Here is a 21868-nt window from a genome sequence, read left to right on the forward strand (position 1 = left end):
TAAAAGTCATCTTGGCAAGAGCCCTGCTCTTATTACTCTTAGATAACTCCCTAAAAGTTAAATCAATAATTCACTTTCACCTTCAATCCTATGGCTACATTATATAATACCTCGGTAAAATCAGACCACGCGTTAAAGTGAAAAGCAATACAAATTAAACGTGGAAAAGATGAAAAAAACGAGGAGAAAATTTACAGCTGCTTTCAAGGCGAAAGTGGCATTGGAAGCGCTTAAAGAGCGGGAAACATTAGCGGCTTTGTCGGCCCGCTTTGAGGTACACGCCAACCAGATATCGCTGTGGAAGCAGGAATTTTTAACTAATTCGGAGCTGGTATTCTCTTCCACAGAAGGGAAAGAAAAAGAAGAGCAGGTAAACTTAGATGCGCTTTATGCTAAGATTGGGCAACTGGAGATGGAACGCGACTTTTTAAAAAAAAGCTTGAAGAAGACCGGACTGTAATGGAGCGTAAATCACTGGTTAGTCCTCAAGCAAAGCTTAGCCTTCGCCAGCAATGCCGTTTACTTTCTATCAGCCGGGCCTCTTTCTATTATGAGCCTAAACAAGAGAATGCAGATAATTTAGGAATGATGCAGCTCATGGATGCCCATATATTAGAAGAACCAACGGCCGGAGTGCTGACAATGCAGTCGATGCTGGAGGAAAAGGGTTATAAAGCAGGTTACGAGCGGATAAGAAGATTGATGCGGCTGGCTAACATCCGGCCTATCTACCCCCGAAAGCAACTGACGCAGTTAGGGGACAAAAAGTATATCTATCCTTATTTGCTCAGGAACTTAAAAGTAGAGCGGGCAAACCAGGTATGGGCTATAGATATTACCTATGTTGCGATGGCTAAAGGGTTTATGTATTTGACGGCTGTGATAGATGTGTATAGCCGCTATATTGTGGGCTGGGGCTTGTCTAATACATTGGATGCTGAGGCTAGCTTGCAGGTGTTGAAAGCAGCGGTAGCTGAGCATGGTAAGCCCGGGATTGTCAACAGCGACCAGGGTAGCCAGTTTACCTGTAAAGAGTATGTAGAATATTTAAAAAGTGAATCTATCCGTATCAGTATGGATGGCAAAGGCAGGGCACTGGATAATATATTTATAGAAAGGTTTTGGCGGACCATTAAATACCAGCATATTTACCTGAACCCGGCCACTGATGGCATCTCCCTCTACCAGGGCATCAGTGGCTGGATGGAGAAATACAATCAAAGGCCACACCAGGGAATTGACCGAAACAAGCCCATTAATCTTTATAAAATGGCAGCTTAATTCAACTAAGAAAACAAGAAAAGTGGTCTAAACTAATCGAGGTATTATATTACCCCATTTCCTCATTCAAAACTTACGGGCAAATTATATATTATCGCTGCTCTTGTTACTAATGGCTGTATTGCTCAGTAGTAGCGTCTATACTCAGGCTTATACGTATAATCAATCTCCTAAAGCCTATTGAAAATCGCCAACTGACCACTTAACCCACCGGAGGATTATTCATTTCATAGTGGGTAAACACAAGTTAAACCTTCCCATACGGAAACACCTTTATCATACACTTGAAAGAAAGGTCTTGCTTCGTCCATCCTTTTGCTAATAGCCTTTAAAGACATACAATTAAGAAATTAGATCAAAACACATGTTGCATTTGTCACAGATAACTAAAATCTATCCGGGAAATATTGCGGCCTTACAGAATATTAACCTCAATATTCCCAAAGGCTTGTTTGGTTTACTCGGCCCTAATGGTGCCGGAAAATCTACGCTTATGCGCATTTTAGCTACCCTGCAGGAACCAGATACAGGCTCGGTTACCTTTGATGGGATTAACCTGCGGAAAGAAAAAAATGCGCTGCGTCAGGTGCTGGGCTATTTACCTCAACAATTTGGTGCCTATCCCCGCACGTCGGCTGTGGAAATGCTCAAGCATTTTGCCGCTTTGAAAGGCATTCATGGCAAAAAGCGCGAACAAGTGGTTGAAAGCCTGCTGGTAAAGACCAATCTGTGGGAAGCCCGCCACCGGAGCATCAATCAATTCTCCGGTGGCATGAAGCAACGGTATGGAATTGCTCAGGCATTAATTGGAGATCCCAAACTGATCATTGTCGATGAGCCAACAGCCGGCCTTGATCCTTTAGAACGCCGTCGTTTCCAGAATATACTTTCCCAGCTGGGTACAGAAGTTGTAGTGCTGCTTTCCACCCATATTGTAGACGATGTGGAAGATATCTGTCCACAGCTTGCCATTATGGGGCAAGGAAAAATTCTGCAGTCAGGTGAGGCTAAGCCACTGATCAATAAGCTAAAAGGCAAGCTATGGACAATAGAAATAGAGAAAGCAGAGCTTGGCGAGTTGCAAGCTCAATATCATATCATTTCTACCCGGTTTAAATCCGGTGGACTGGAAGTGAAAATGCTTTCAGACACATCACCCTCCGGAGCGGTTTGCGCCCAACCAACCTTGGAAGATGTGTATTTCTCTACCTTACTTGAAAACAACCAATTAGTAGCCTTTGACTAACATGAGTATATTTTTGGAGATACTGCAGTTTGAACTGCGTCAGCAGCTTAAATCGCCCTTTGTAATAGCAGGGTTGATCTTATTTTTCCTGATTCATTTTCTCAGCATTACTTCCACCGGCATATCGTTGTGGGCCCATCCGCAGGCCTATATCAACAGTGCTTATGCAATAGCTGTGGTGGAAACTACCCTTACTGTGTTTGGCATGCTTCCAATTATTGTGTTTGTAGCAAGTGCCCTGCTGCGCGACCAGGATAGCGCTACGGCAGAACTTCTGTTTGTAAAGCCCATCGCAAAGTGGCAATATCTGGGTGGACGGTTTAGTGCTGCATGGCTGCTGGCCATGCTACTGGGCTTGTCTGGCTTGCTAGGTTCACTGGCCGGATCTCTGATGCCCTGGTTAGACCCTGATCGTGTAGCGCCCTTTTCCCTATCGCCTTTTCTGTTTTGTTTCATTGCTATAGTTCTCCCAAACACGCTGATCTTGAGTGCGCTGTTTTTTAGCATAGCTAGCCTGACCCGCTCACTTGCTGCCACCATTGCCCTGGCGCTTGTCTTCATGACTACAGATTTAGTACTGGCAAACTTCACACTCAACACCATTAATGGTCCAGGCGCATTAGCGATGGTGGATCATTCTGCCACCCTTACCATTAATGCTGCCAGCCGCAACCTGACAGTAACAGAACTCAACGAACTTTTTCCGTGGGTACCTTTACTGAAAAATAGGCTACTCTGGCTATCCATCTCTTTTGTCCTGCTTTTGCTGAGCATGAAGCACTTTCAATTTGAATTGGCAGAATCCTGGATTTTAAGCCTGGTACTTAGAAAAAAAACAATCACACCGTATGTACCTGCCATTTCAACACCCTACACACAAGAACCTATAAAGAAAGTACCAGTATTTTCTTCCATGAGTACTGCCTTCATTCCATTGCGTTCGCAACTGCATATGGATCTCTTTTATCTGCTGCAGAGTCCACTATTTCTCATCATTCTTCTGCTGGGCGTTACTTCCATGGTAAGTGAGTACAACGCCCACACTAGTCCGCTGATGAACACGCCGCTTTATCCGCTGACTGGTTCTTTAGTAGACTTTTTCCGCTACAGTTTACTGGATCTTATTATCATTATTTCCATCTATTATTCGGGTATACTCCTGCATAGAGAACGTGAATCGGGGATTGATGCAATAGTAAGTGCTTCGCCATTCCCTGGCTGGGTATTGCCACTATCGAAACTGCTTGCCCTGTGCACCCTCGTTACATTACTGCTGATAGCTATGATGCTGACAACCATCACCCTTCAGTTAATTGATGGGTATACCCACCTGGAGCTTGGCCTTTACCTGCGTACAGTCTTTGTCTTTAACGGTTTCTATTATTACATGCTGTGTGTAATGGCCATACTGATCCAGATCATTGTTTCAAACAAATGGCTGGGTATGTTGCTGCTTCTTGCGCTCAACGTCGGATTGCTTAGTCTGGAGGCTTTAGGCTTCGAACATATCCTGTACCGTTTTGCCCTTCCACAGCTAACTTATTCAGACATGAATGGTTTTGGACACGTAAGCCGGCAGGTATATGCCTTAATCGGTTACTGGGGGTGTTTCTGTGTCCTGCTGATACTGCTTGGCTATTTCTTATATCCACGTGGCGTATATACATCTTTCCGGGAAAGAACAAAACTAGCCCTGTCAAGAATAGATAGACTTGCTATTGCGATGGTGATGTTTTTTTGTGTTGGATTTGTAGGAATAGGAAGCTGGATTTTCTATAATACCAACATACTTAATACCTACCAGACAGCGGAGGACCGGCAGCAAATGCAGGCGGATTATGAACATGCGTACGGAGTATATGAAAATAAGCCTGTCCCGTCTTACAGCGATATTGATATGGCAGTCGATATTTATCCACAGGAGCGGAGTTTGTCATCACATGGCGTTGCAACGCTCACCAACAATAAGAGTTATTCCATCCCTGAATTTGTCATCTCTGTACAGCCAGGTATGCAAGTCCAGGATATTCGTATCGAAGGTGTCAAGCTAATAAAGTCCGATACTGCTCAGGGATTCTTCTTATTCAAACCCCATAAACCTCTGGCACCGGGAGCAGAAGTAACCATGCGATGGCACCTGAGCCGCCAGAACCGGGGCTTTACTAATGCTAACCCTGACATGGAGGTGGTGGAGAACGGTACCTTTGTAAGCAGTGAGAATATAATGCCCATACCCGGGTTTGATGATACACGAAAGCTTTCAGATAATGATTTACGTCGCAAATTTGGCCTTAGCGAAGCAGCCGGGCTTCCGGCGCTGAGTGATGCAAAATTTCTTGATAAGCTCATGTATGGGGTAGACAGCCGCTGTAATTTCCATATTATCGTGAGTACATCAGCAGATCAGGTAGCGGTAGCCCCCGGAAAATTAGTGCGCGAGTGGTTCTTGCAAGGCCGCCATTATTTTAAGTACGTTTCCGAGCGCCCAACCTGGCCAAAGTTTTACTTCACTTCGGCCAGGTATGCAATCGCCAGGGATAAATGGGCCAATGGTAAACAAGAAATAGATCTTGAAGTATATTATGACCCCAAACATAGCTTTAATGTCCAAGCAATGCTTGCTACCACCAAACGCTCACTGGACTACTTTACCCGGGAGTTTGCACCCTACCCTTATTCTCAGTTTAGAATGATGGAATATCCCCGTTACCGTATGGCTGCTCAGTCCTTTCCTGGTGGTGGAGTCGCTTATTCGGAGGCCATAGGATGGACCTCGGATCTATCTAGCTGGCACAATATTGATTATGCTACCATCCATGAACTTTCACATAAGTGGTGGGGAGATCAGGCTCCTGGGGCGAAAATGCAGGGCAGAGAAATGCTCAATGAAACCCTGGCGCAATATTCTACCCTGATGGTTTATAAACAATATGATGAGAAACATCCCGGTCCGGATCTGGTGAACAAGATCACAAATAAGCTGCAAAAGGATTATCTGCTTGCCCGTAGCCGGGATAAGAGAAAGGAACAACCGGTAGTATACACTAAAGACCAGGGCTATATTAGTTACAATAAGGGTGCTTTGGCCTTGTATGTATTGCAGGAGCAGATTGGGGAAGAAGCCGTGAACCGGGCTCTGCGCAGCTTTCTATCAAAGTTTGCTTTCAAGCCGGCTCCCTTTGCAACATCCAGGGATCTAATGAATGAACTGCGTGCTGTAGCAGGGAAAGAGCATCAGGATTTAATTACCGATCTATTTGAGAAGATCATGCTATACGAAATAAAGCTTACAGAGGCATCAGTAAGAAAGGTGGATGATGGCTATGAAGTGACTCTGTCGGTTTCTGCCCAGCAGTTCCAATCCTCTGATTTGGGCAAAGAAACGGAAGTTCCACTGCAAATGTGGTTCGATGTAGGACTGTTTTCCAATGCCGAGCAGTCTGCTGAAAATCAGATTCCCTTGTATCTTAAGAAGCATCTGCTCAAGAGTGGCACCAACACAATTATCATTATAGTCTCTAAAAAGCCAGCATTTGCAAGTATAGATCCCTTTTACAAAATAGCTGACAGGTTGCCTGATAACAATGGCCGAGTGATTGAAGAAAGGTAAAATTGTCTATACTTGAAGTATTGAAAAAGAGATAATTTCTATAACTTCATAATATAGATTTTCAATTCTCAATTGTAACAAATCAGCTTTATCCTAAACGATAGTATATTTCATCGTTTTTATTAGCTACCTTATTGCTTAATAAACCCGATGTTGCGTCTTATCTTCCAGATATAATCTGTTCTCCGGTTTGCAAAGAAGTTTGTTTATAAACAAAGGTCCTGTTGCCGGTCTTTCTACGGATGGTTGTAAAGTACATAGGCAGTGGCTGCGCATGGCTCCCCGTACCATTCATCAGCTGGTAATGAAGATGTGGCTCAAGTGTACTTCCCGAGTTACCTACTTTTCCTAGTTGCTGTCCTTGCTTGACCAACTGTCCTTCTTGCACCACTATTGTTACCTGTTGTAAATGTGCCAGCAGACTGACTTCTCCGTTTTCATGGTCAATCACTACATAATTTTCCGACAGCATCCACAAATTTCCTTTTACTCTGGCATAATCCAGGCCAATAGCGCCTGGTTGATTATCAATGACGGTATCGCATATAGCAATAACTTTTCCTGTGGCCGGTGCCTTTACAATAGCTCAATAACCAAACCAGTCTTCTTTTGTCTGGCCCTTATTTTTATAAAGCATTGTGTGTTCATCCACCGGGCACAGGTCTATAGCAGATAAGCCAGCGTTAGCTTGTATCCCTATCAGCGATGCCACCGGATGAGTCAGGTCAATCCTGCGGTGATGTGCATAAAAATCGTGTCCATCTTTTACAAGTACAGGCCCCGAAAGCGGGAAGGAAAGCGCCGTTCTGGAACTATAGTATACAGGCTTTATCTCTGTAATATGCTCAATAGCTTCTGTGCCGGCAGTACTGCTGAAGGTAAATGCATTATATAATAAACCTATCTGAACATCGGGTTCAAATTTATAAAAAGAATGATTAAACAAATTCAGCGTGCCACCCGGCAATACCTGCCGATGAGGCAGGGTATGAATACTAGGGCTTAAGCCAACTTCATTTAGTGTGGTAAGATTCCCGGAAACATCTACTGCCCTCAGCTGGAGGCGACGCAAGGTAAGGGTATCTGCCGTGATGTTTTTCAGATTAAAATCAAAGTGGATATACTGCCGGTGAGGGGTTTGCTCTATATACACCTGTGCCGGATATATACTTATCTTCTCCTGTGCCATGATATAAGAAACAAAGCTAAGAGAAACAGCCATGAAACATAGTAACCGGCTCATCGGATAGTTGCTAATTTAGCCATCATTTTATTTCTGTTTTGATTAGTTATCTAACCAGGTCTTTACTAATAGTTTCTCTTCTTGCTATACTTTTATATGCGGTGGTATATTATGTCTAAATTTTACAATGACCTCCTTAGAATGGGCAAAATTCATAATATAGTTATATCAGAGTTCTAACCACATAAGTCCAATTCTTAAATTAGAATCACATTCATATTAGATTACGATCAAGTTTTTGTTTGCTCTGGGTCACTCAGCTGGAGAGGTTACTTATTGTGCTTTTTCTCAAAAGGCGATTGATAAAGAGACAGTTGAGAATGTAAATAACAGATGTGCTGAAATCAATCTTCTTCACAAGAAATTGGTTGACAAAAATGTCCCTTTTCTTCTTACAATTATTGATACAAGAGTCGAATGGAAACCTAAGAAGGAATCCAAAGTTATAACAAATGTGAGTTATCAAAAAAGAGAGGTTAAATTAACTACTCCTTTACTGAAACTACCACTGATTGCAACTAGACCTAGGCTTCGAATAGATCTTTGTCCTTGTCTTCTCTCCAAAATCATGGAGCCTGACCACTACGCCACCCATGTTTTTAGTTCGCATTTCCCACCTCTTGTCAAGTTGGTATAAGAGGCAACAACTGTTGATGGAGGGTGGTGCCTCCCCCTCCATCAACAGTTGTTGCGCAAACGACACATTTTTAAAGGAAGCAGGAACTCTAAACAAACGTGCTTTATCTCTTCTTAATCTGACTAGGAGCTATCCCAAATTTCTTTTTGAAAGCTGTGCTGAAGTGTTGCGGGGAGGAGTACCCTAGATCGTAAGATAATTCACTGATGTTTTTCTGCTTTTCCAGCAGGGCTGCTTTGGCCATCTCCATGCGGTAGTCAGTCAGGTAACTGAACAGGCTCTGTTGGTAGAGCACTCTGAATCCTTTTTTCAGCTTACATTCGTTAATGCCCACAATTTTAGAAAGTTCAGGAATAGTGGGTGGGTATTGCAAGTGCTCGATGAGGTAATCCCGGGCAAAGATAATCCGCTGCTTATCAGCCGCGGGAAGATTGCCTTCACCTTGATGCAGGGCGTAGTTTTGATAGGCTTCCGCCAGCAGCATCAGGATTTCCATGGTTTTAGCATAAAGGAAGATCCGTTTCATCTTTCCCATATAGGGGCAACTAATTATCTCGGCAAGGATGGTTTGCAAGGGCAGACTAATGGGCAGTGGATGAGGAGCGATTTTGACTGCTTTACCCTTAGCGATGGCTTCCCCCATGCGCCTGAATGGCTCAGTAGTTTCTTCCATTAGATTCAGGAAGGACTCTTTGGCGAATTGAATGACCACCGACTCGTGGATGCCTTTTTCTGCTTGTAAAATACCCTCGAACCCCTTGGAGTAAAACAGGGTATGCTGCATGGGGCGAAAACTCAGGTCTCCCAATACCGTCCCCTCAAAAGTGCTGACCCCTCTGAGGTTGAAAAGTAGCTGTACCAGTTCCATATCACCCTGCCAGAACAGTGGCGCTGGTAGGTGGACTACGCTTTGGCTGTAGCCGATACGAATTCCTTCAAAATGCCATTGTTGCAGCACAAGCTCTCCAGCTGGCGTTCGTATTGAGTGCATCTTCTCATCGACCGACTCTTGGTAAAAATCGCTAGGACGGTAATCATTTGTATGCACTAGGGCACCGTCCTGTTTATTTCTCACCAGCGTGGGCATATTCCTGGATTTGTACGTTTTTCTCCTGAATATATACTAAAAAAAACACACCCACAACCGATTTTTGTCCTAGACAACGAATCGAACTATGACATATCCACACCAGACAACAAAAGTAGTACAATTTTCCCGGCCCCGTATTTTGGGGTTATTAGGGGTGAGCTTCCGTTTTTACAGAATTCATTTTCTTCCCCTGCTGGCACTGATGGCAGTGGCAGCACTTGGTCGGGCTTTTCAGATGGGAGCGGCTGGCAAGATTTCCTCTACAGCATACGTACTGCTGGAAATTTCGACAGAATTATCCCGGGTACTGATGCTGATTTTTATCCTTGGACAAGGAAGCCTGAAAGTGGGACTAAGGCGTTGCCTACGTGTTTTCACCATCAAAAAAAACCAGCGAAAACAAGTATGGCAAAGGATGAGCCAAAGATTTAGAGCCTGCTGGCCAGCTTTGCTATGGAATCTGATTGGTTTCAGTATACTCGCATTTGTAACTAACTACAGTATCAACTGGCTTGCCCATAGCCAACAAGTACTTTTGGAGTTAAAAGCGCTGCACTTACTATCTCCGATTGCCACCCCTACACCTGTAGTTTTCTTTCTTAAGAATCTCACTGTTATCCCCTTTACTCTGATCTTCGAATGCAGTGTTTTGCTATGGCTGATTGGGAAAATAGAGAAATAGGAAGCAAAGATTCACATGGTATAGGAACATGAATTTTGATTACAAAATTTAAAACAAATACATACAGAATTAGACATTTGATTGAGTTACTTGAGGGGCAGTTAATTTAATAACCCTTTCAGGTTAACTCATTTTATACCCTGTATACTCACCTACCTTAAAAATTGATACTTGTCGACTTATTAGCGCACAGTGTTCTAGCTACCTTGTTTGTGGATAAGATGGACAACTCTTCGAGTTACTTACCAATGTTCCAACAATGAATTTTATTGTATGCATGTATTAGAAAGGTTATATTGACCTACTCTTAAATAATTTACAAGTTAGTATGATATATAATCCATAATATGTAGAAATGCAGAAGAGAAAATACTTTAAAATGTAAACTCATGAACAAGCCACTTGAACTTAACATCTCTTTAAAACTACCATCTCTTTTGAATTGCCTCCTTTGGTGTCTGTTCTTAATGCTTAAGGCTACCGTGGCAGTGGGACAGTTCGAAAGTTTATCTGAAGAAGTAGTTATCACCTCTTTGAAGCAGAAAACCGGGGTCCACACTAACCAAAACGGGCAACTACAGGTGAATGTCTCCCCAACAGATGCGCATAAGTTTAAGACTCGCGGATGGGTCAGTTATAGTGACTTTGGTGCAAGGGGCGATGGGAAGAGTGATGATATGGACGCTATTGCTGCAGTTCATGCCTTCGCTAATAGGCAGGGTCTGCCAGTAAAAGCGGATGAGGGGGCTACCTACTACATCGGTGGTAAGGAGCGCACGGCTGTAATCCGCACGGATACCGATTTTAGAACGGCCTCCTTCCTCATTGACGATACAAAGGTACAAAACCGAAATGCCTCCATTTTCCTGGTCAGTTCCAGTCTGCAGCCGTTTGAGTTGAAAGAAATAACTTCCCTCAAGCGGAATCAGGAAAAGATCGAGGCCACCTTCCCAGGACACTGTCTGGTCACCGTCACCAATTCCTATGTGCAGCACTACATCCGCTTTGGACCCAACCAAAACAATGGAGCCGCACAAACGGATATTTTTCTGGTGGATAAAAATGGGAAGGTAGATATGAAAGCTCCTGTCATCTGGGACTTTGATCAGATCACCGAAGTCAGTGTGCTTCCCATTGACGAAAAGCCACTCACTATCACCGGGGGACGCTTTACTACAATCGCCAATAGAGCAGAATCCAAGTATACCTATTATAGCCGCAATATCTTAATCAAACGCTCCCATGTTCTGATTGATGGGCTCGAACATCGCATTACTGGCGAAGGAGAGCAGGGTGCTCCCTACAGCGGCTTTCTAAACATCAGCGACTGCGCCTATGTAACCATAAGGAATACCCTGCTGACCGGCCACAAAACCTACACTACTATTGGGGCAGCCGGAACACCCGTTTCGATGGGCTCTTACGACATTTCGGCCAACCGTGCCCTGAATGTACCTTTTATCAACTGCAGCCAGACCAATGACATCAATGACCGCACCTATTGGGGTATTCTGGGGTCTAACTACTGCAAGAATATGCTCTATGAGGGTTGTGTGCTTTCACGCTTTGATGCCCACATGGGAGTGGCCAACGCCACCATCCGCAACTCGACCTTGGGCCACATGGGCATCAACGCCATCGGCAGTGGAACGTTAACCGTTGAGAACAGTACGATCCGCAGCAATACGCTTGTCAATCTGCGCTCCGACTATGGTAGCACCTGGCAAGGGGAAGTGGTGATCCGCAACTGTCTATTTATACCGGCAGGTGGCAAACAAGGCAGCCCTTCTCTAATCGGTGGATCTAATTCGGGGCAGCATAATTTCGGCTATACCTGCTACATGCCGGAAAGGATTATCATTGAAAATCTTCATATCGATGATTCCAACTATGGGGAAAATTACCAGGGGCCGGCTATTTTCTCCAATTTTAATACCCATATGACCGATGATTCTTATCAGGAGCAGTTTCCTTATGTGATCAGTAGAGAAATCATGCTCAGGCATGTGACTACGGCCAGTGGCAAAGCCCTGCGTATCAGCGACAATAGATTCATGTTTAGGAATGTAAAACTGACCGTTCAATGAGGGAATCTAATGAGATATACCCATACCTATTGTTTTTACTAAAAACGAAAAAGAGTGGTTAATATATATCCCCCTATTTTGAAACTCCAGAATCTAAAGGTTAAATACGCTTTTACAGGAAAATTCCATTATCATAAACCTTTCCTGATCTATAACGGACATCCCATTTTGATCGATCAATAACCAACTTGCCATGGCTTTGACAATTCTGTACTTAACTTCCATTATAGCTAAAAAAGGATAATGATTATGGCTTATAATCATTATCCTTTTTCCATAAATCCTTATTGTGTACAAGAACTTGAGTAATGGCACCTTCTTTGGATTTAGTAAACTTTAGCGGATAATTTCTTGAATCATTAAAAAATTCCAATTCGGACTTCTGCTCAAAAGTAATTTCTGCTCCATTCCATGTTTCAATTAAAACCAGATGGTTATTTTTGGTTATTATCTTTATATACTCGTTTTTACCCGGTTCAAATTGAAACTTATAATATCCTTCATAGGCCTTAAAGTCATCCTTCCTTTGTAAGTCCAAATCCTGAAAATCAAAACTAAAGTCAATATTTGGCGAAATGCCTTTCATTTTAATGGATTGGGCTTTGCCTTTTTCATCCAATGAAAACATCGCCAATACATCGGCATTCATAGCTTGATATTCCCATTTTATAGCAAATGTATTGGCATTGTAAAAATCCATAGGACCATTTAATTTGGGAGAGCGGTAAGATTTGAACCATAATTTTTTATTTTTTTCAAACACTTCAATTTTTCCAAACCAAGGGTCTTCATATATTCCGATAAAATCTTCGTTTTTTACTTTTACTTTTTTTGCTGACTCAACTTTTTCCCAAACCTTTTTTGTTACTACATCACTCATATTCTTTTGATATTGCATCCATCCTGCTATTTTATCCGTCCAACCAAAATCGTCCAAGCCTAAATAACTGTCAGCAATAGTACCTGAGACTGCCGAAAAAAGTGCGCCACCCTCATCTGAATTGGTTAATATGACGATTCCTAAATTTAAATCGGGATACATAGTTACCTCGGATACCATACCCGGTAAACCGCCCGTGTGCGATACTTTTAAATTTCCTTTCACATCGGTTAAGAACCAACCTAAACCATAGCCGTTAAAATGAGAATTATATCTGGGGAACCGATTGGTTTCTAAAACAGTATGTAACCGCCACATTTCATTGTGGTTTTTCAAAGAAAATAATGATGTTTTTAAATCAGCTCCATACTTGCCTCTGTTTAATTGAGCCAGCATCCATTTTGACATATCTGCCACATTCGAGAATATTCCGCCGGCAGCACTACCCATTCCTACATTTTGAGCGTCAATTGTTTTTATGTATCCGGACACTGATGAGTGCGGTGTTGCCAGGTTGCTTTTGTCTTTCATCAGGCTGCCAACAAAGGTATTTTTCATTTGTAAAGGCTCGATGATTCGTTTTTGGACAAATGCGTCATAACTCATACCGCTGGCTCTGGCTATTACTTCCCCTGCCACGATATAGAGCAAATTGTCATAATCATATTTGGTTCGAAAAGCAGAAACAGGTTTAAAATATTGAAAGCTGCTCAACACATCCTTCATGGTAAAGTCGGAACCATCAGGAAAAAACATCAAATCGCCAGCACCTAATCCGAGTCCGCTGCGATGCGTTAACAGGTCCTGTATGTTAAAGTTCTCGGTTACATAATCATTATACATTTTGAATTCAGGCAGTTGGTCTTTTACTTTATCGGTCCATTTTAGTTTGCCTTCATCTTCTAAAATAGAAAGTGCAGCCGTTGTAAATGCTTTGGTATTTGATGCAATCTGAAAATTGGTGTATTCATTGACCTTTTCTTTTGTTGTAACAGAAGTAAGCCCATACCCTTTTTGGTGAATTACTTTACCATCTTTAACAATGGCTACAGCTGCGCCAGCTACCTTCAACTTTACCAGGGCATTTTCCACTAGTGAATCAATTTTTTGAGACGTTAATTGGGCAAAGTTTTCAGTGGATACAAACAGTATAAGGAGCAGCGATATTAAAAGAGTCGCTTTTTTTTTTCATAATTTTATTTTGAAAGTTGGATGGTTAGATTGTTGTCCCTGGCTTGTCGCTAAAGGTTCGGGTTTTTCAAATTGCCGGCTATACACATTACTTTTGACTCTATTTATTTTTAAAGTCCGTGATGGTTTTTCCATCATACCGATACACTCCACCACCAGAGCCAAACCAAATATTTCCTTTCGTATCTTCTAAAATCCCCAAAAGCATTACTGATTGTGACTTTATTTCGGTTACAGTTGGCTTTTTACTGTACAAGGACTTTTCATCATAACGGGAAAGTGCCCAGGCTCCCGAATTTACTCCACCGGTAGTCCAGATGTTTCCTTTTTTATCTTCGATGATAGCATAAGCACCTCTCTCCGATACCTTAGTAAAGGTACTACCGTCATATCTCCAAAGACCATCGGCACCGAACCAAATATTTCCTTTTTTATCTTCGATTATCGACCAAACGTTGTTAAACGCTTTGCCATCTATGTTTTTTAAAACGGTAAATGTTTTTCCATCATAAACGAACATATTTTCTCCTTGTGCACCAAACCAAAGCTTACCGGTTTTGTCTTCAAGGAGTAAACGAATACTGTTACTGGGAAATCCATCTTTTGTGGTAAAATTTCGAAAAGATCTCCCATCGTAACGGCTTGCTCCGACCCAGATATTACCGGTTTTATCTTCATAAATATGAAGAGCTACATTACTGGCAAGCCCATCCTTTGTTGTAAAATGTTGGAAGGATTTCCCATTATAATAATAGACACCTGAATCTCTGGAAGCGAACCAAAGATTTCCTTTTCGATCTTCCACAACATCCCAGAAGCTGGGCGAAGGTATGTTACTTGTTAGATTGGTAAACGATTTTCCATCGTATCTAAAAACACCCTTCCATGAGGCAATCAAAATGTCTCCGTTTCTAGCTTGCTTTATATTCCGAACCATACTGTTAGGCACCTGGGAAGTGACTGTGTCTTTGGTTTCGGACTTGATAGTATCTGTTAGTAGGTGGGTTTTGTTTTGTCCTTGACAGGAAGTGTAAAAAATAAAGGGTAACAACAAAGCATAAATGGGCAGGAAGTTCATCATTTTCTTTTTTAGTACCAAAAAGTTTGAACAAACTTAATGTTCTTTTACTAGGCACTAGTTAAGAGCTTGTAAAAGAATGTTAATAAAAAGTAAAAGTTGTTTGGGACAACCTAGAAAAATGATTTCCTTAAACTTGCATCTGGCAAATATATGGGCAGATACCACCAGAAGTGGTAAGTATAAAAAAGCAAATGGTAGGAATGAGTTACACTAACTTCCCTTTCTTGAAACTCAAATTAAGACGGCAGTCCATAATCCAATTAAGCTTCACTCCTTGGGTTCTATCAGTAAAACAGAAAGCCTGGCACTTTATTCTATGTGTGCAGCCGCATCTTATTTCATCTCTTGTTTAATCTTAGCCCGATGTTTAGTACCCCAGTCACTTAATGCATCCAGAACCTGATGAAGGGTTAAGGCATAATCTGTCAGTTTATATTCTATTGTTACAGGGGTTTGAGCAATAATAGTTCTCTTAACGAATCCATTCAACTCTAATTCTTTTAACTCGGCAGCCAGCACTTTTGAGGATATGCCCGTGATGGTTCGCTGTATTTCATTAAAGCGACTTACTCCCTCTGTAAGGGCAACAATGATCTGTAGCTTCCATTTCCCTCCAATGGCATACAACGCATCTCCAATGCCGGCTAGTCTTGCCATACATTGCTTGTCGTCTTCAGGTCTCCATTTAGGTTTTTTCTTCTCTTTTTCCATAATTGTTGAACAAGCTACTTACATAAAGGTAACTACTTACCTTTTGTAAAGTGGTCACATTTTGTAAGCAAATTACAATAGGTTTAGTGTTATAAAAACAGAAAACAGAAAAATAGTATGGAGCTGCCATGTTCAAACTTGCGGGTTTATCAACGAATTTGTTTCTGGGCTTCAAGCCTCAGCGAATGGAGCCGAGCTGGTGCTTTATGCAGGGGAATCTCAAAAACTTCCCATTGTATCACATAGGCCCTTTATTGCAGATTCTATAGATAAAATCAAAGAGTTGTATACCCTTTATCGCAGGTAAAGATTCAATCTATAAAAGATGTAAGTGAAGATAAACAGTTTATATTTAATAAAATAGGAGAGTAATAATATGGAAATAGGAATAGATAGTTTCGCATCTGCCATGTATGGAAGCAAAGAGCTGGGCAGCCAGGATGCCATGCAACAACTGCTGGATAGAATAGTTGCTGCCGACGAGGCTGGGCTCGATATATTCGGGATCGGCGAACATCATAAAAAAGAATTTCTGGACTCTGCGCCTGCAGTCATACTAGCAGCGGCAGCGGCTCTTACGAAAAAAATCCGGCTAACCAGTGCTGTAACTGTACTAAGTACTTCAGATCCGGTGCGTATTTTTCAAAGTTTTGCCACCTTGGATATAATTTCAAAAGGCCGTGCCGAGATCGTGGTTGGCCGGGGTTCTGCCATCGAAGCATATCCCTTATTCGGATACGACCTGAATGACTATGATGCCTTATTCAAAGAAAAATTAAAATTGCTGCTGCAGATCCGGGATCAGGAACTGGTTACCTGGTCGGGAAAATTCAGGCCCGCACTGCAGAATCAACCTGTCTATCCGCGACCTGTTCAGGAAAAGTTACCTGTCTGGGTAGGTGTGGGCGGAACACCACAATCTTTTGTACGTGCCGGTATGCTAGGCCTTCCCTTAATGGTCGCTATTATTGGTCGTGAGACCGAACGTTTTCGGCCGCTCATCGATCTTTACCGGAAATCGGGTCAGGAAGCAGGTTTCAGCCCTGATCAACTCAAGGTAGGACTTCATTCACCTGGTTACGTAGGGAAGGATGACCGCTCGGCAATAGCTGATTATTATCCGGGCTATGCTCAGTTGTGGACGAAATTAGGACGGGAGCGTGGGTGGCCGCCGGTAACCAGAGGTCAGTTCGATAGTCTGATAGCCCCAAAAGGTGTACTCGTTGTAGGTGGGCCAGAAACGGTTGCTCAAAAGCTTTTACGGCATAGCCAAGCACTGGGAGGAGTGGATCGGTTTACATTTCAGATGGATAATGCAGGACTTAGCCACCAGCAGTTAAAGCAATCTATCGAACTAATTGGCACTGAAGTAATTCCACAAATCCGGAAGAATGGTTGAAAAAAGAAGACATCAGCTTTCCTGCAAGGCAGTCTATTCGGTCTTACTATATACAAGAACTAAACGATCACACAATTAATAATCAAATGAAAAAGAAAAGCAGTTTTTCATCTCAGGGTCAAAGAGCAGATATTGGAGACCTTATCATATACCGGATACTTCCCAACAGATACGCTGACGCGGTCGGGCCGTTTGTTTTTTTAGACCATATCGTTCCAACATTCCAAACTAAAATCAATAAAGAAGGCACTGGCGCTCATCCGCACCGCGGTATTGCTACGTTAAGTTACATCCTGAATGGGGAGGACGAACACTTTGACAGCGCAGGAAACTATGCTATGGTGCATTCCGGAGGCGTGCAATGGATGAATGCCGGGAATGGCATCATTCATGATGAAACACTTAAGTATGATTCCAGAACTGATTCCAAAATGCTTCATGCCTTTCAATTCTGGATCAATCTGCCCTCAAAAATCAAAGCCGAAAAACCCTCCTACTTAGCTATTGAAGGCAGGGATGTCCCCTATAAAGAACTACTAGATGGAAAAGGATGGATCAAAGTGATCGTTGGTTCTTTTGAAGAATTAAACTCTGCAATTCCGAACTATTCAAAACAGTTTCTTTACCACATCCATTTGGAGCCAGGAGGCAGTTTCGCAACCCTGTTTGCCGATAACATAGAAGTTGCCGCTTATTTGCCCCTTCTGCCAGCAATTATAAATGCCGAATCCTTCAATGCTGGTGATTTCATAGAATTCGACAGAAAGGCGGGAACTATAGAATTAAGAAACGATAATCAGCAGGCTTGTGACTTTTTATTGTTTGGCGGAGAGCCCTACCAGGAGCCTATTGCCGCTGAAGGTCCATTTGTGATGAACTCCAGGCTGGAGATCGCCAATGCTTACAGAGATTTTTACAATGGCGATTACGGCAAAATAGATTACCAAAAGCAAAAGGTCAAGGTATAATACCAAATAGGGCGAAGGCTATTCCATAGAGGTTGTAATCTTGCTGATGGCTTCTAAAATGTAAGGGTATCCGGTTAGAGAGGCGATCTGTCTTTGCCCATAACTTTTAGCCGTATTAGTGATCCAGGCTTCCAGTTCTTGTTCATGGCTGAAGTTGTGAAAAGCTACTTTGTTTTTCATATCCCCCCACAGCCTTTCGACCGGATTGAGTTCAGGGTTGGAAGAAGGTAAATACACCAGGCGGATATTTTGGGGCACTTGCAAGGCTTTTGCCCGGTGATAGCCTGCTTTGTCTACAAAGATAAACTTGAACACTTGCGGTTGATGGCGGCTAAACTCCTCAAGCATATACTCAAAGTAAAGCGTGTTAACCTGTGGGGCAGTAATAAAGAAGTGATCTCCTGTCAGCGGTTCTACCAATCCATAGCAGTAGCGGTAGATGAAGCGGTGCTGATAGGCTCCTACCGGTTTTATGCCGGCAAGGGTGATGGCTCTTCTCAAAACAGTCATCAAACCAAAGCGGCTCTCATCCTGATAGTACACCTTCCAATGGCTGACTACCCCTTTGGCAGCCAAAGGAGCATAGTAGCGCTGTAAGAGGAAAGTGAGCACCAAGTTTAGTTTTTTTTATACTTCTGCTCATAGGCTAGATCCTTTTTCAGGTTGCTCTTTCTAACCACTTTCAGCTTTGCCCCCAGCTGTCGGTGGACAAACCAATGTACATGCTCATAGCTCAGATCAATGCCATGCGCCGTGTGCAACCACTCATGGATTTGCTTATAAGAAGTAAAATAGTTGTTTGGATCAGCAAGCTTTGCCTTCAACTGCTCAAGTACTTTACCTGCAATCTGTGATGCCCTTTTGTGGCCGCCCGGATCTATCTGAAGACAGGCTTGCAGCCCTTTCTGTTTGTAAAGCCGGAACCACTGGCCCACTGCATGACGCTCATAGCCTACGGCAGCAGCTATTTGTCCATACGCTTTAGCCTGCCCACTCTTGTAGAGGTAAAAAGCCCGCAGTCTGGCTCCGGCTAGCGGATGGGCTATTTTTTTGCTCATCTTCAGCAACTGCTCGGCACTCTCGATGAGCTCAGTTTTGGTTACTCTTCCCATACTTGATCAACATATAACATCTATGGAAGGTTCTTTATACTATTCGGTATAATGTCTACACTTTTCTCGAAAATTGATAGTAGTGCCAATGCGCTTACCTCAAATAAGTGGAGCATGGAAAGAGAGTAGATTTGATAGCTATATTTTTGAGACACCCGAAAGGGATAGATTATGTGACTAATAGTAAGGCTTTTACAATCTATCAACTTAACAATAGACTCCAACAACGTCTTTTTGCTTAGTATCTATAATTTAGAGAGTAGACCAGATAGTAATTATAGTAGCTTTGCAATCAATAATGACTTATGGAACCCTATTCATTTAATGAGGAGCTTAACCGCAGTATGCATTCACAGTTCCAAAACATACAAGGGCAGGTGAAGCAATATACGTCTACTACAGCGTATAAGGCGTATGCTGATATTATTTATCCCCTTGACAGAGCTGTTGCTATGTATACTTCTCATTACAAGACCTTGCTTAGTTGCTTGCAAAGGGTAAAAGAACAAGGATTTTACAATGAAAATGGCCTCTTACAAACCGATGTGCTCCTGATGGATGCCTTAACAGGGCTTCAAGGTTATTTATCCGTGCAATTCTCCTTGTTTGATCAATTGAAAAAACATGCTTACAAACAACCGGCACAAAATGAACTCTTAGATGCTTATACCCGGTTTATGGATTTGGAAATCACTGAATTTTTCAAAGTCTTTAACAACAATATCCTTCATGGAGTCAATTTTTCTACTGTCCTTCAGTTCCACTCCGGACGTGATGAGGCTAAGCTGGTTTATTATGTTTGTGAATTATTAAAAGTGGGTCAGTGGCAAAAATCGAAGGATTACATTTCGAGTTTCGGAGAGTTTATCACAATTGAGGGTCTAATGGCAGAATACCATAGCCATGTGTGTGCTTTTCTTGATGGTTATGAAGCAGTGCTATTCAAAGACAATATCGGTGTATTTAAGGATGTGCTTGCAAGGCTTGGCAGTTATGCAATACAATATGATCAAATCGGGCAAAAAGGATACTTACCAATTTCACAAGACTATCTGAGGAAAAAACGCAGGTTTATACCTGAGGGATTTTCGTAAATGGTGCTGGCCGGATTCTGAAAAGACCAGCTTTTGACTGCATATCAAAAGCAAGCAGCACTGCTCCCGCTTTTTTCGAAACATTTCTCTCAGGCATACAATCAATATTTCTTTCTCTAATTTGCTGAGAAGTAAGACTTCTTTTGCAGTAATAAAGCAGTAATTTTTTTCGCCCTTTCTTTTGGGTTAAAAGAAAGGGGCGAGCCTTAGTTTTTCTGCTTGGCTTGTGTCTGAAAAACTGGGAGGACTGACCCTAAAATTCCAAAATCATTCTATCTGCAACCACTCTATTTGTGATTGTGGTGTTGCTCTAAATGTTGTCTTAATAAGTCTTTGCCATAATCATTTCCATTAGGGGTTCTTACAATGGTATGAATATGATTTCTTGTAGCTCCACGCCCCTGGCCTCTAATCCCAATAGGTGACTGATGGTCAAATTCTATGAGTATCACAGGGCTATGAATGCGATAATAGAACACGGCCTCTTCATCGGTTTTACCAATCCAGGCAAACCAGGTATTATCTAAATGTTTTTTAATATCCTCCATTTTTACCTTAGCATGTCCCTCTCTCATATTAGAAATATATTGATGAGTTAACGCTACTAATTTCTCTTTTTGTGCCTCCGTCATCTTTGTGGTTGCTAAGCCCTGGAAGTCCACGGTTTTGTTATCGGAAAATGCTTCTGCCTCAATATTATTTCCTCTTTTCTCTTCAGATAAAGTAGCTTGCCTTTGTTGCTCAGATGAAAGAGATTGCATAAACTTTAATCCCGTGTTTTGTTCATCTTGAAATAGAGTATTGCCTAGATACTTTCCGGAGGTGGTGATGATGGGTTCTCCACCCATAAACACAGGCGTCATTACCACTTGATCGCCTACAATGAAATAATTAATCACCAGATGATGTCCATCCACTTGCCAGCCCCAAGGCTCATTCATCGAGGGCTTACCCATAATGGTAAAAAAATAGAGTTCTTCATCATAAATGGGATTGTCATTGTTAAGCTCTCTTAAGGTTTGGTCAGTTTTCATAATATCCTTACCCAGTTGCAGGCCTTTGGCACTCAAAGAGGTTTGCATTAGCGCAAAAGCTAATTTTCTTTGCTGTTGAGACATTTCCTTGATACTGACCCCTTGCCGTTTATACAACCCATTGTCTACATTAGACCACTTTTGCCATTCTTTATTTTGACTGTCAAAGTGTGTTTTGGGCAATTGATCCTTGCTCAAGGACTTTAGAAATGCTTCAGCTGCCTTTTTAATAGGCTCTGTAGTGACACCAGTTGAGGTAAGTGGGTACAGTCCTTTTTCTTTTCCCTTTGAGGTAATTATTCCTTCATAAGGTTTATTCAGATTTTCATTTTCTATTCTTTTTAATCTTTCGGGAAAGGGTTCATTATTAGGCTGAGCATGGGCTATATTAGTTTGCTTTACTACTATTAATAGTAATGTAATGATAAGTAGTGACACTATTTTTTTCATTTTTTCTTCTATTTATTTAATATAAGTTTTACCCATTATGGAAAGCATCCACTTGCAAGTATTGACCCCATA

Annotated in this window: 19 protein-coding genes; 9 read left to right on the forward strand and 10 right to left on the reverse strand. The window is 42.1% G+C overall.

From position 1 onward, the window contains the following. Nucleotides 1-169 precede the first annotated feature (169 nt). From GXP67_RS05795 to GXP67_RS05810, 4 genes are all read left to right on the forward strand, one after another. Nucleotides 170-460, forward strand: coding sequence for a transposase (locus GXP67_RS05795; RefSeq protein WP_162441440.1), 291 nt, complete (start codon nt 170-172; stop codon nt 458-460). Next, nucleotides 460-1281, forward strand: coding sequence for an IS3 family transposase (locus GXP67_RS05800; RefSeq protein WP_162441441.1), 822 nt, complete (start codon nt 460-462; stop codon nt 1279-1281). Before GXP67_RS05795 ends, GXP67_RS05800 begins: the two co-directional genes overlap by 1 nt. A gap of 364 nt (nt 1282-1645) precedes the next feature. Next, a complete protein-coding gene (locus GXP67_RS05805; protein ID WP_162442279.1) occupies nt 1646-2527 on the forward strand; it encodes an ABC transporter ATP-binding protein in 882 nt (293 codons plus the stop codon). A 1-nt stretch (nt 2528) separates the two neighbouring features. After that, nucleotides 2529-6137 (forward strand): M1 family aminopeptidase, encoded by a 3609-nt coding sequence (locus GXP67_RS05810; RefSeq protein WP_162442280.1) that lies wholly within the window; start codon nt 2529-2531, stop codon nt 6135-6137. Between the two features lie 160 nt (nt 6138-6297). On the opposite strand, the gene GXP67_RS05815 is transcribed toward GXP67_RS05810, so the two are convergent. The 3 genes from GXP67_RS05815 to GXP67_RS05825 form a co-directional block, all read right to left on the reverse strand. Continuing rightward, nucleotides 6298-6609 carry a M23 family metallopeptidase gene (locus tag GXP67_RS05815; protein WP_394351960.1) on the reverse strand — a complete coding sequence of 104 codons (312 nt, stop codon included), beginning with the start codon at nt 6607-6609 and terminating at the stop codon, nt 6298-6300. A gap of 114 nt (nt 6610-6723) precedes the next feature. Continuing rightward, complete coding sequence (locus GXP67_RS05820) at nt 6724-7359, reverse strand: hypothetical protein (RefSeq protein ID WP_162442281.1); 636 nt, start codon at nt 7357-7359, stop codon at nt 6724-6726. Nucleotides 7360-8120: 761 nt separating this feature from the next. Then, entirely contained in the window at nt 8121-9104 is a 984-nt protein-coding gene (locus GXP67_RS05825; protein WP_162442282.1) for a helix-turn-helix transcriptional regulator, read from the reverse strand. Between the two features lie 88 nt (nt 9105-9192). Here GXP67_RS05825 and GXP67_RS05830 point away from each other — a divergent pair, with 88 nt between their 5' ends. Then, complete coding sequence (locus tag GXP67_RS05830; RefSeq protein WP_162442283.1) at nt 9193-9789, forward strand: hypothetical protein; 597 nt, start codon at nt 9193-9195, stop codon at nt 9787-9789. A 575-nt stretch (nt 9790-10364) separates the two neighbouring features. On the opposite strand, the gene GXP67_RS37980 is transcribed toward GXP67_RS05830, so the two are convergent. Then, the gene (locus GXP67_RS37980; protein ID WP_317170106.1) at nt 10365-10784 is read right to left on the reverse strand and encodes a hypothetical protein; all 420 of its coding nucleotides are present in this window, start codon (nt 10782-10784) and stop codon (nt 10365-10367) included. Here GXP67_RS37980 and GXP67_RS05835 point away from each other — a divergent pair. Then, nucleotides 10776-11876 (forward strand): hypothetical protein, encoded by a 1101-nt coding sequence (locus tag GXP67_RS05835; protein ID WP_317170107.1) that lies wholly within the window; start codon nt 10776-10778, stop codon nt 11874-11876. The genes GXP67_RS37980 and GXP67_RS05835 overlap by 9 nt on opposite strands. A gap of 247 nt (nt 11877-12123) precedes the next feature. Here GXP67_RS05835 and GXP67_RS05840 read toward each other — a convergent pair whose 3' ends face one another. The 3 genes from GXP67_RS05840 to GXP67_RS05850 form a co-directional block, all read right to left on the reverse strand. Beyond that, complete coding sequence (locus GXP67_RS05840; protein WP_232064962.1) at nt 12124-13848, reverse strand: serine hydrolase; 1725 nt, start codon at nt 13846-13848, stop codon at nt 12124-12126. Between the two features lie 199 nt (nt 13849-14047). Beyond that, nucleotides 14048-15028, reverse strand: a complete 981-nt coding sequence (locus GXP67_RS05845; RefSeq protein ID WP_232064968.1) for a ligand-binding sensor domain-containing protein — start codon at nt 15026-15028, stop codon at nt 14048-14050. Between the two features lie 333 nt (nt 15029-15361). Next, nucleotides 15362-15685, reverse strand: a complete 324-nt coding sequence (locus tag GXP67_RS05850; RefSeq protein WP_232064973.1) for a winged helix-turn-helix transcriptional regulator — start codon at nt 15683-15685, stop codon at nt 15362-15364. A 430-nt stretch (nt 15686-16115) separates the two neighbouring features. Here GXP67_RS05850 and GXP67_RS05860 point away from each other — a divergent pair, with 430 nt between their 5' ends. Both GXP67_RS05860 and GXP67_RS05865 read left to right on the forward strand, forming a co-directional pair. Next, nucleotides 16116-17138, forward strand: coding sequence for an Atu2307/SP_0267 family LLM class monooxygenase (locus tag GXP67_RS05860; protein WP_162442286.1), 1023 nt, complete (start codon nt 16116-16118; stop codon nt 17136-17138). Beyond that, entirely contained in the window at nt 17135-18106 is a 972-nt protein-coding gene (locus GXP67_RS05865; protein ID WP_232064978.1) for a pirin family protein, read from the forward strand. The genes GXP67_RS05860 and GXP67_RS05865 overlap by 4 nt, the downstream gene beginning before the upstream one ends. Nucleotides 18107-18124: 18 nt before the next feature. On the opposite strand, the gene GXP67_RS05870 is transcribed toward GXP67_RS05865, so the two are convergent. Both GXP67_RS05870 and GXP67_RS05875 read right to left on the reverse strand, forming a co-directional pair. After that, nucleotides 18125-18718: an IS630 family transposase gene (locus tag GXP67_RS05870; RefSeq protein ID WP_162441765.1), complete on the reverse strand. Its 594-nt coding sequence runs from the start codon at nt 18716-18718 to the stop codon at nt 18125-18127. A 5-nt stretch (nt 18719-18723) separates the two neighbouring features. Further along, nucleotides 18724-19218, reverse strand: a complete 495-nt coding sequence (locus GXP67_RS05875; protein ID WP_162441766.1) for a helix-turn-helix domain-containing protein — start codon at nt 19216-19218, stop codon at nt 18724-18726. Between the two features lie 377 nt (nt 19219-19595). Between GXP67_RS05875 and GXP67_RS05880 the strand changes: the two genes are divergently transcribed. Further along, on the forward strand, nt 19596-20312 hold the full coding sequence (locus GXP67_RS05880; RefSeq protein ID WP_162442287.1) for a hypothetical protein: 717 nt from the start codon (nt 19596-19598) through the stop codon (nt 20310-20312). Nucleotides 20313-20599: 287 nt separating this feature from the next. On the opposite strand, the gene GXP67_RS05885 is transcribed toward GXP67_RS05880, so the two are convergent. Further along, a complete protein-coding gene (locus GXP67_RS05885; RefSeq protein WP_162442288.1) occupies nt 20600-21796 on the reverse strand; it encodes a DUF3500 domain-containing protein in 1197 nt (398 codons plus the stop codon). Nucleotides 21797-21868 lie beyond the last annotated feature (72 nt).

Source organism: Rhodocytophaga rosea (assembly GCF_010119975.1).
Lineage (GTDB): Bacteria > Bacteroidota > Bacteroidia > Cytophagales > 172606-1 > Rhodocytophaga > Rhodocytophaga rosea.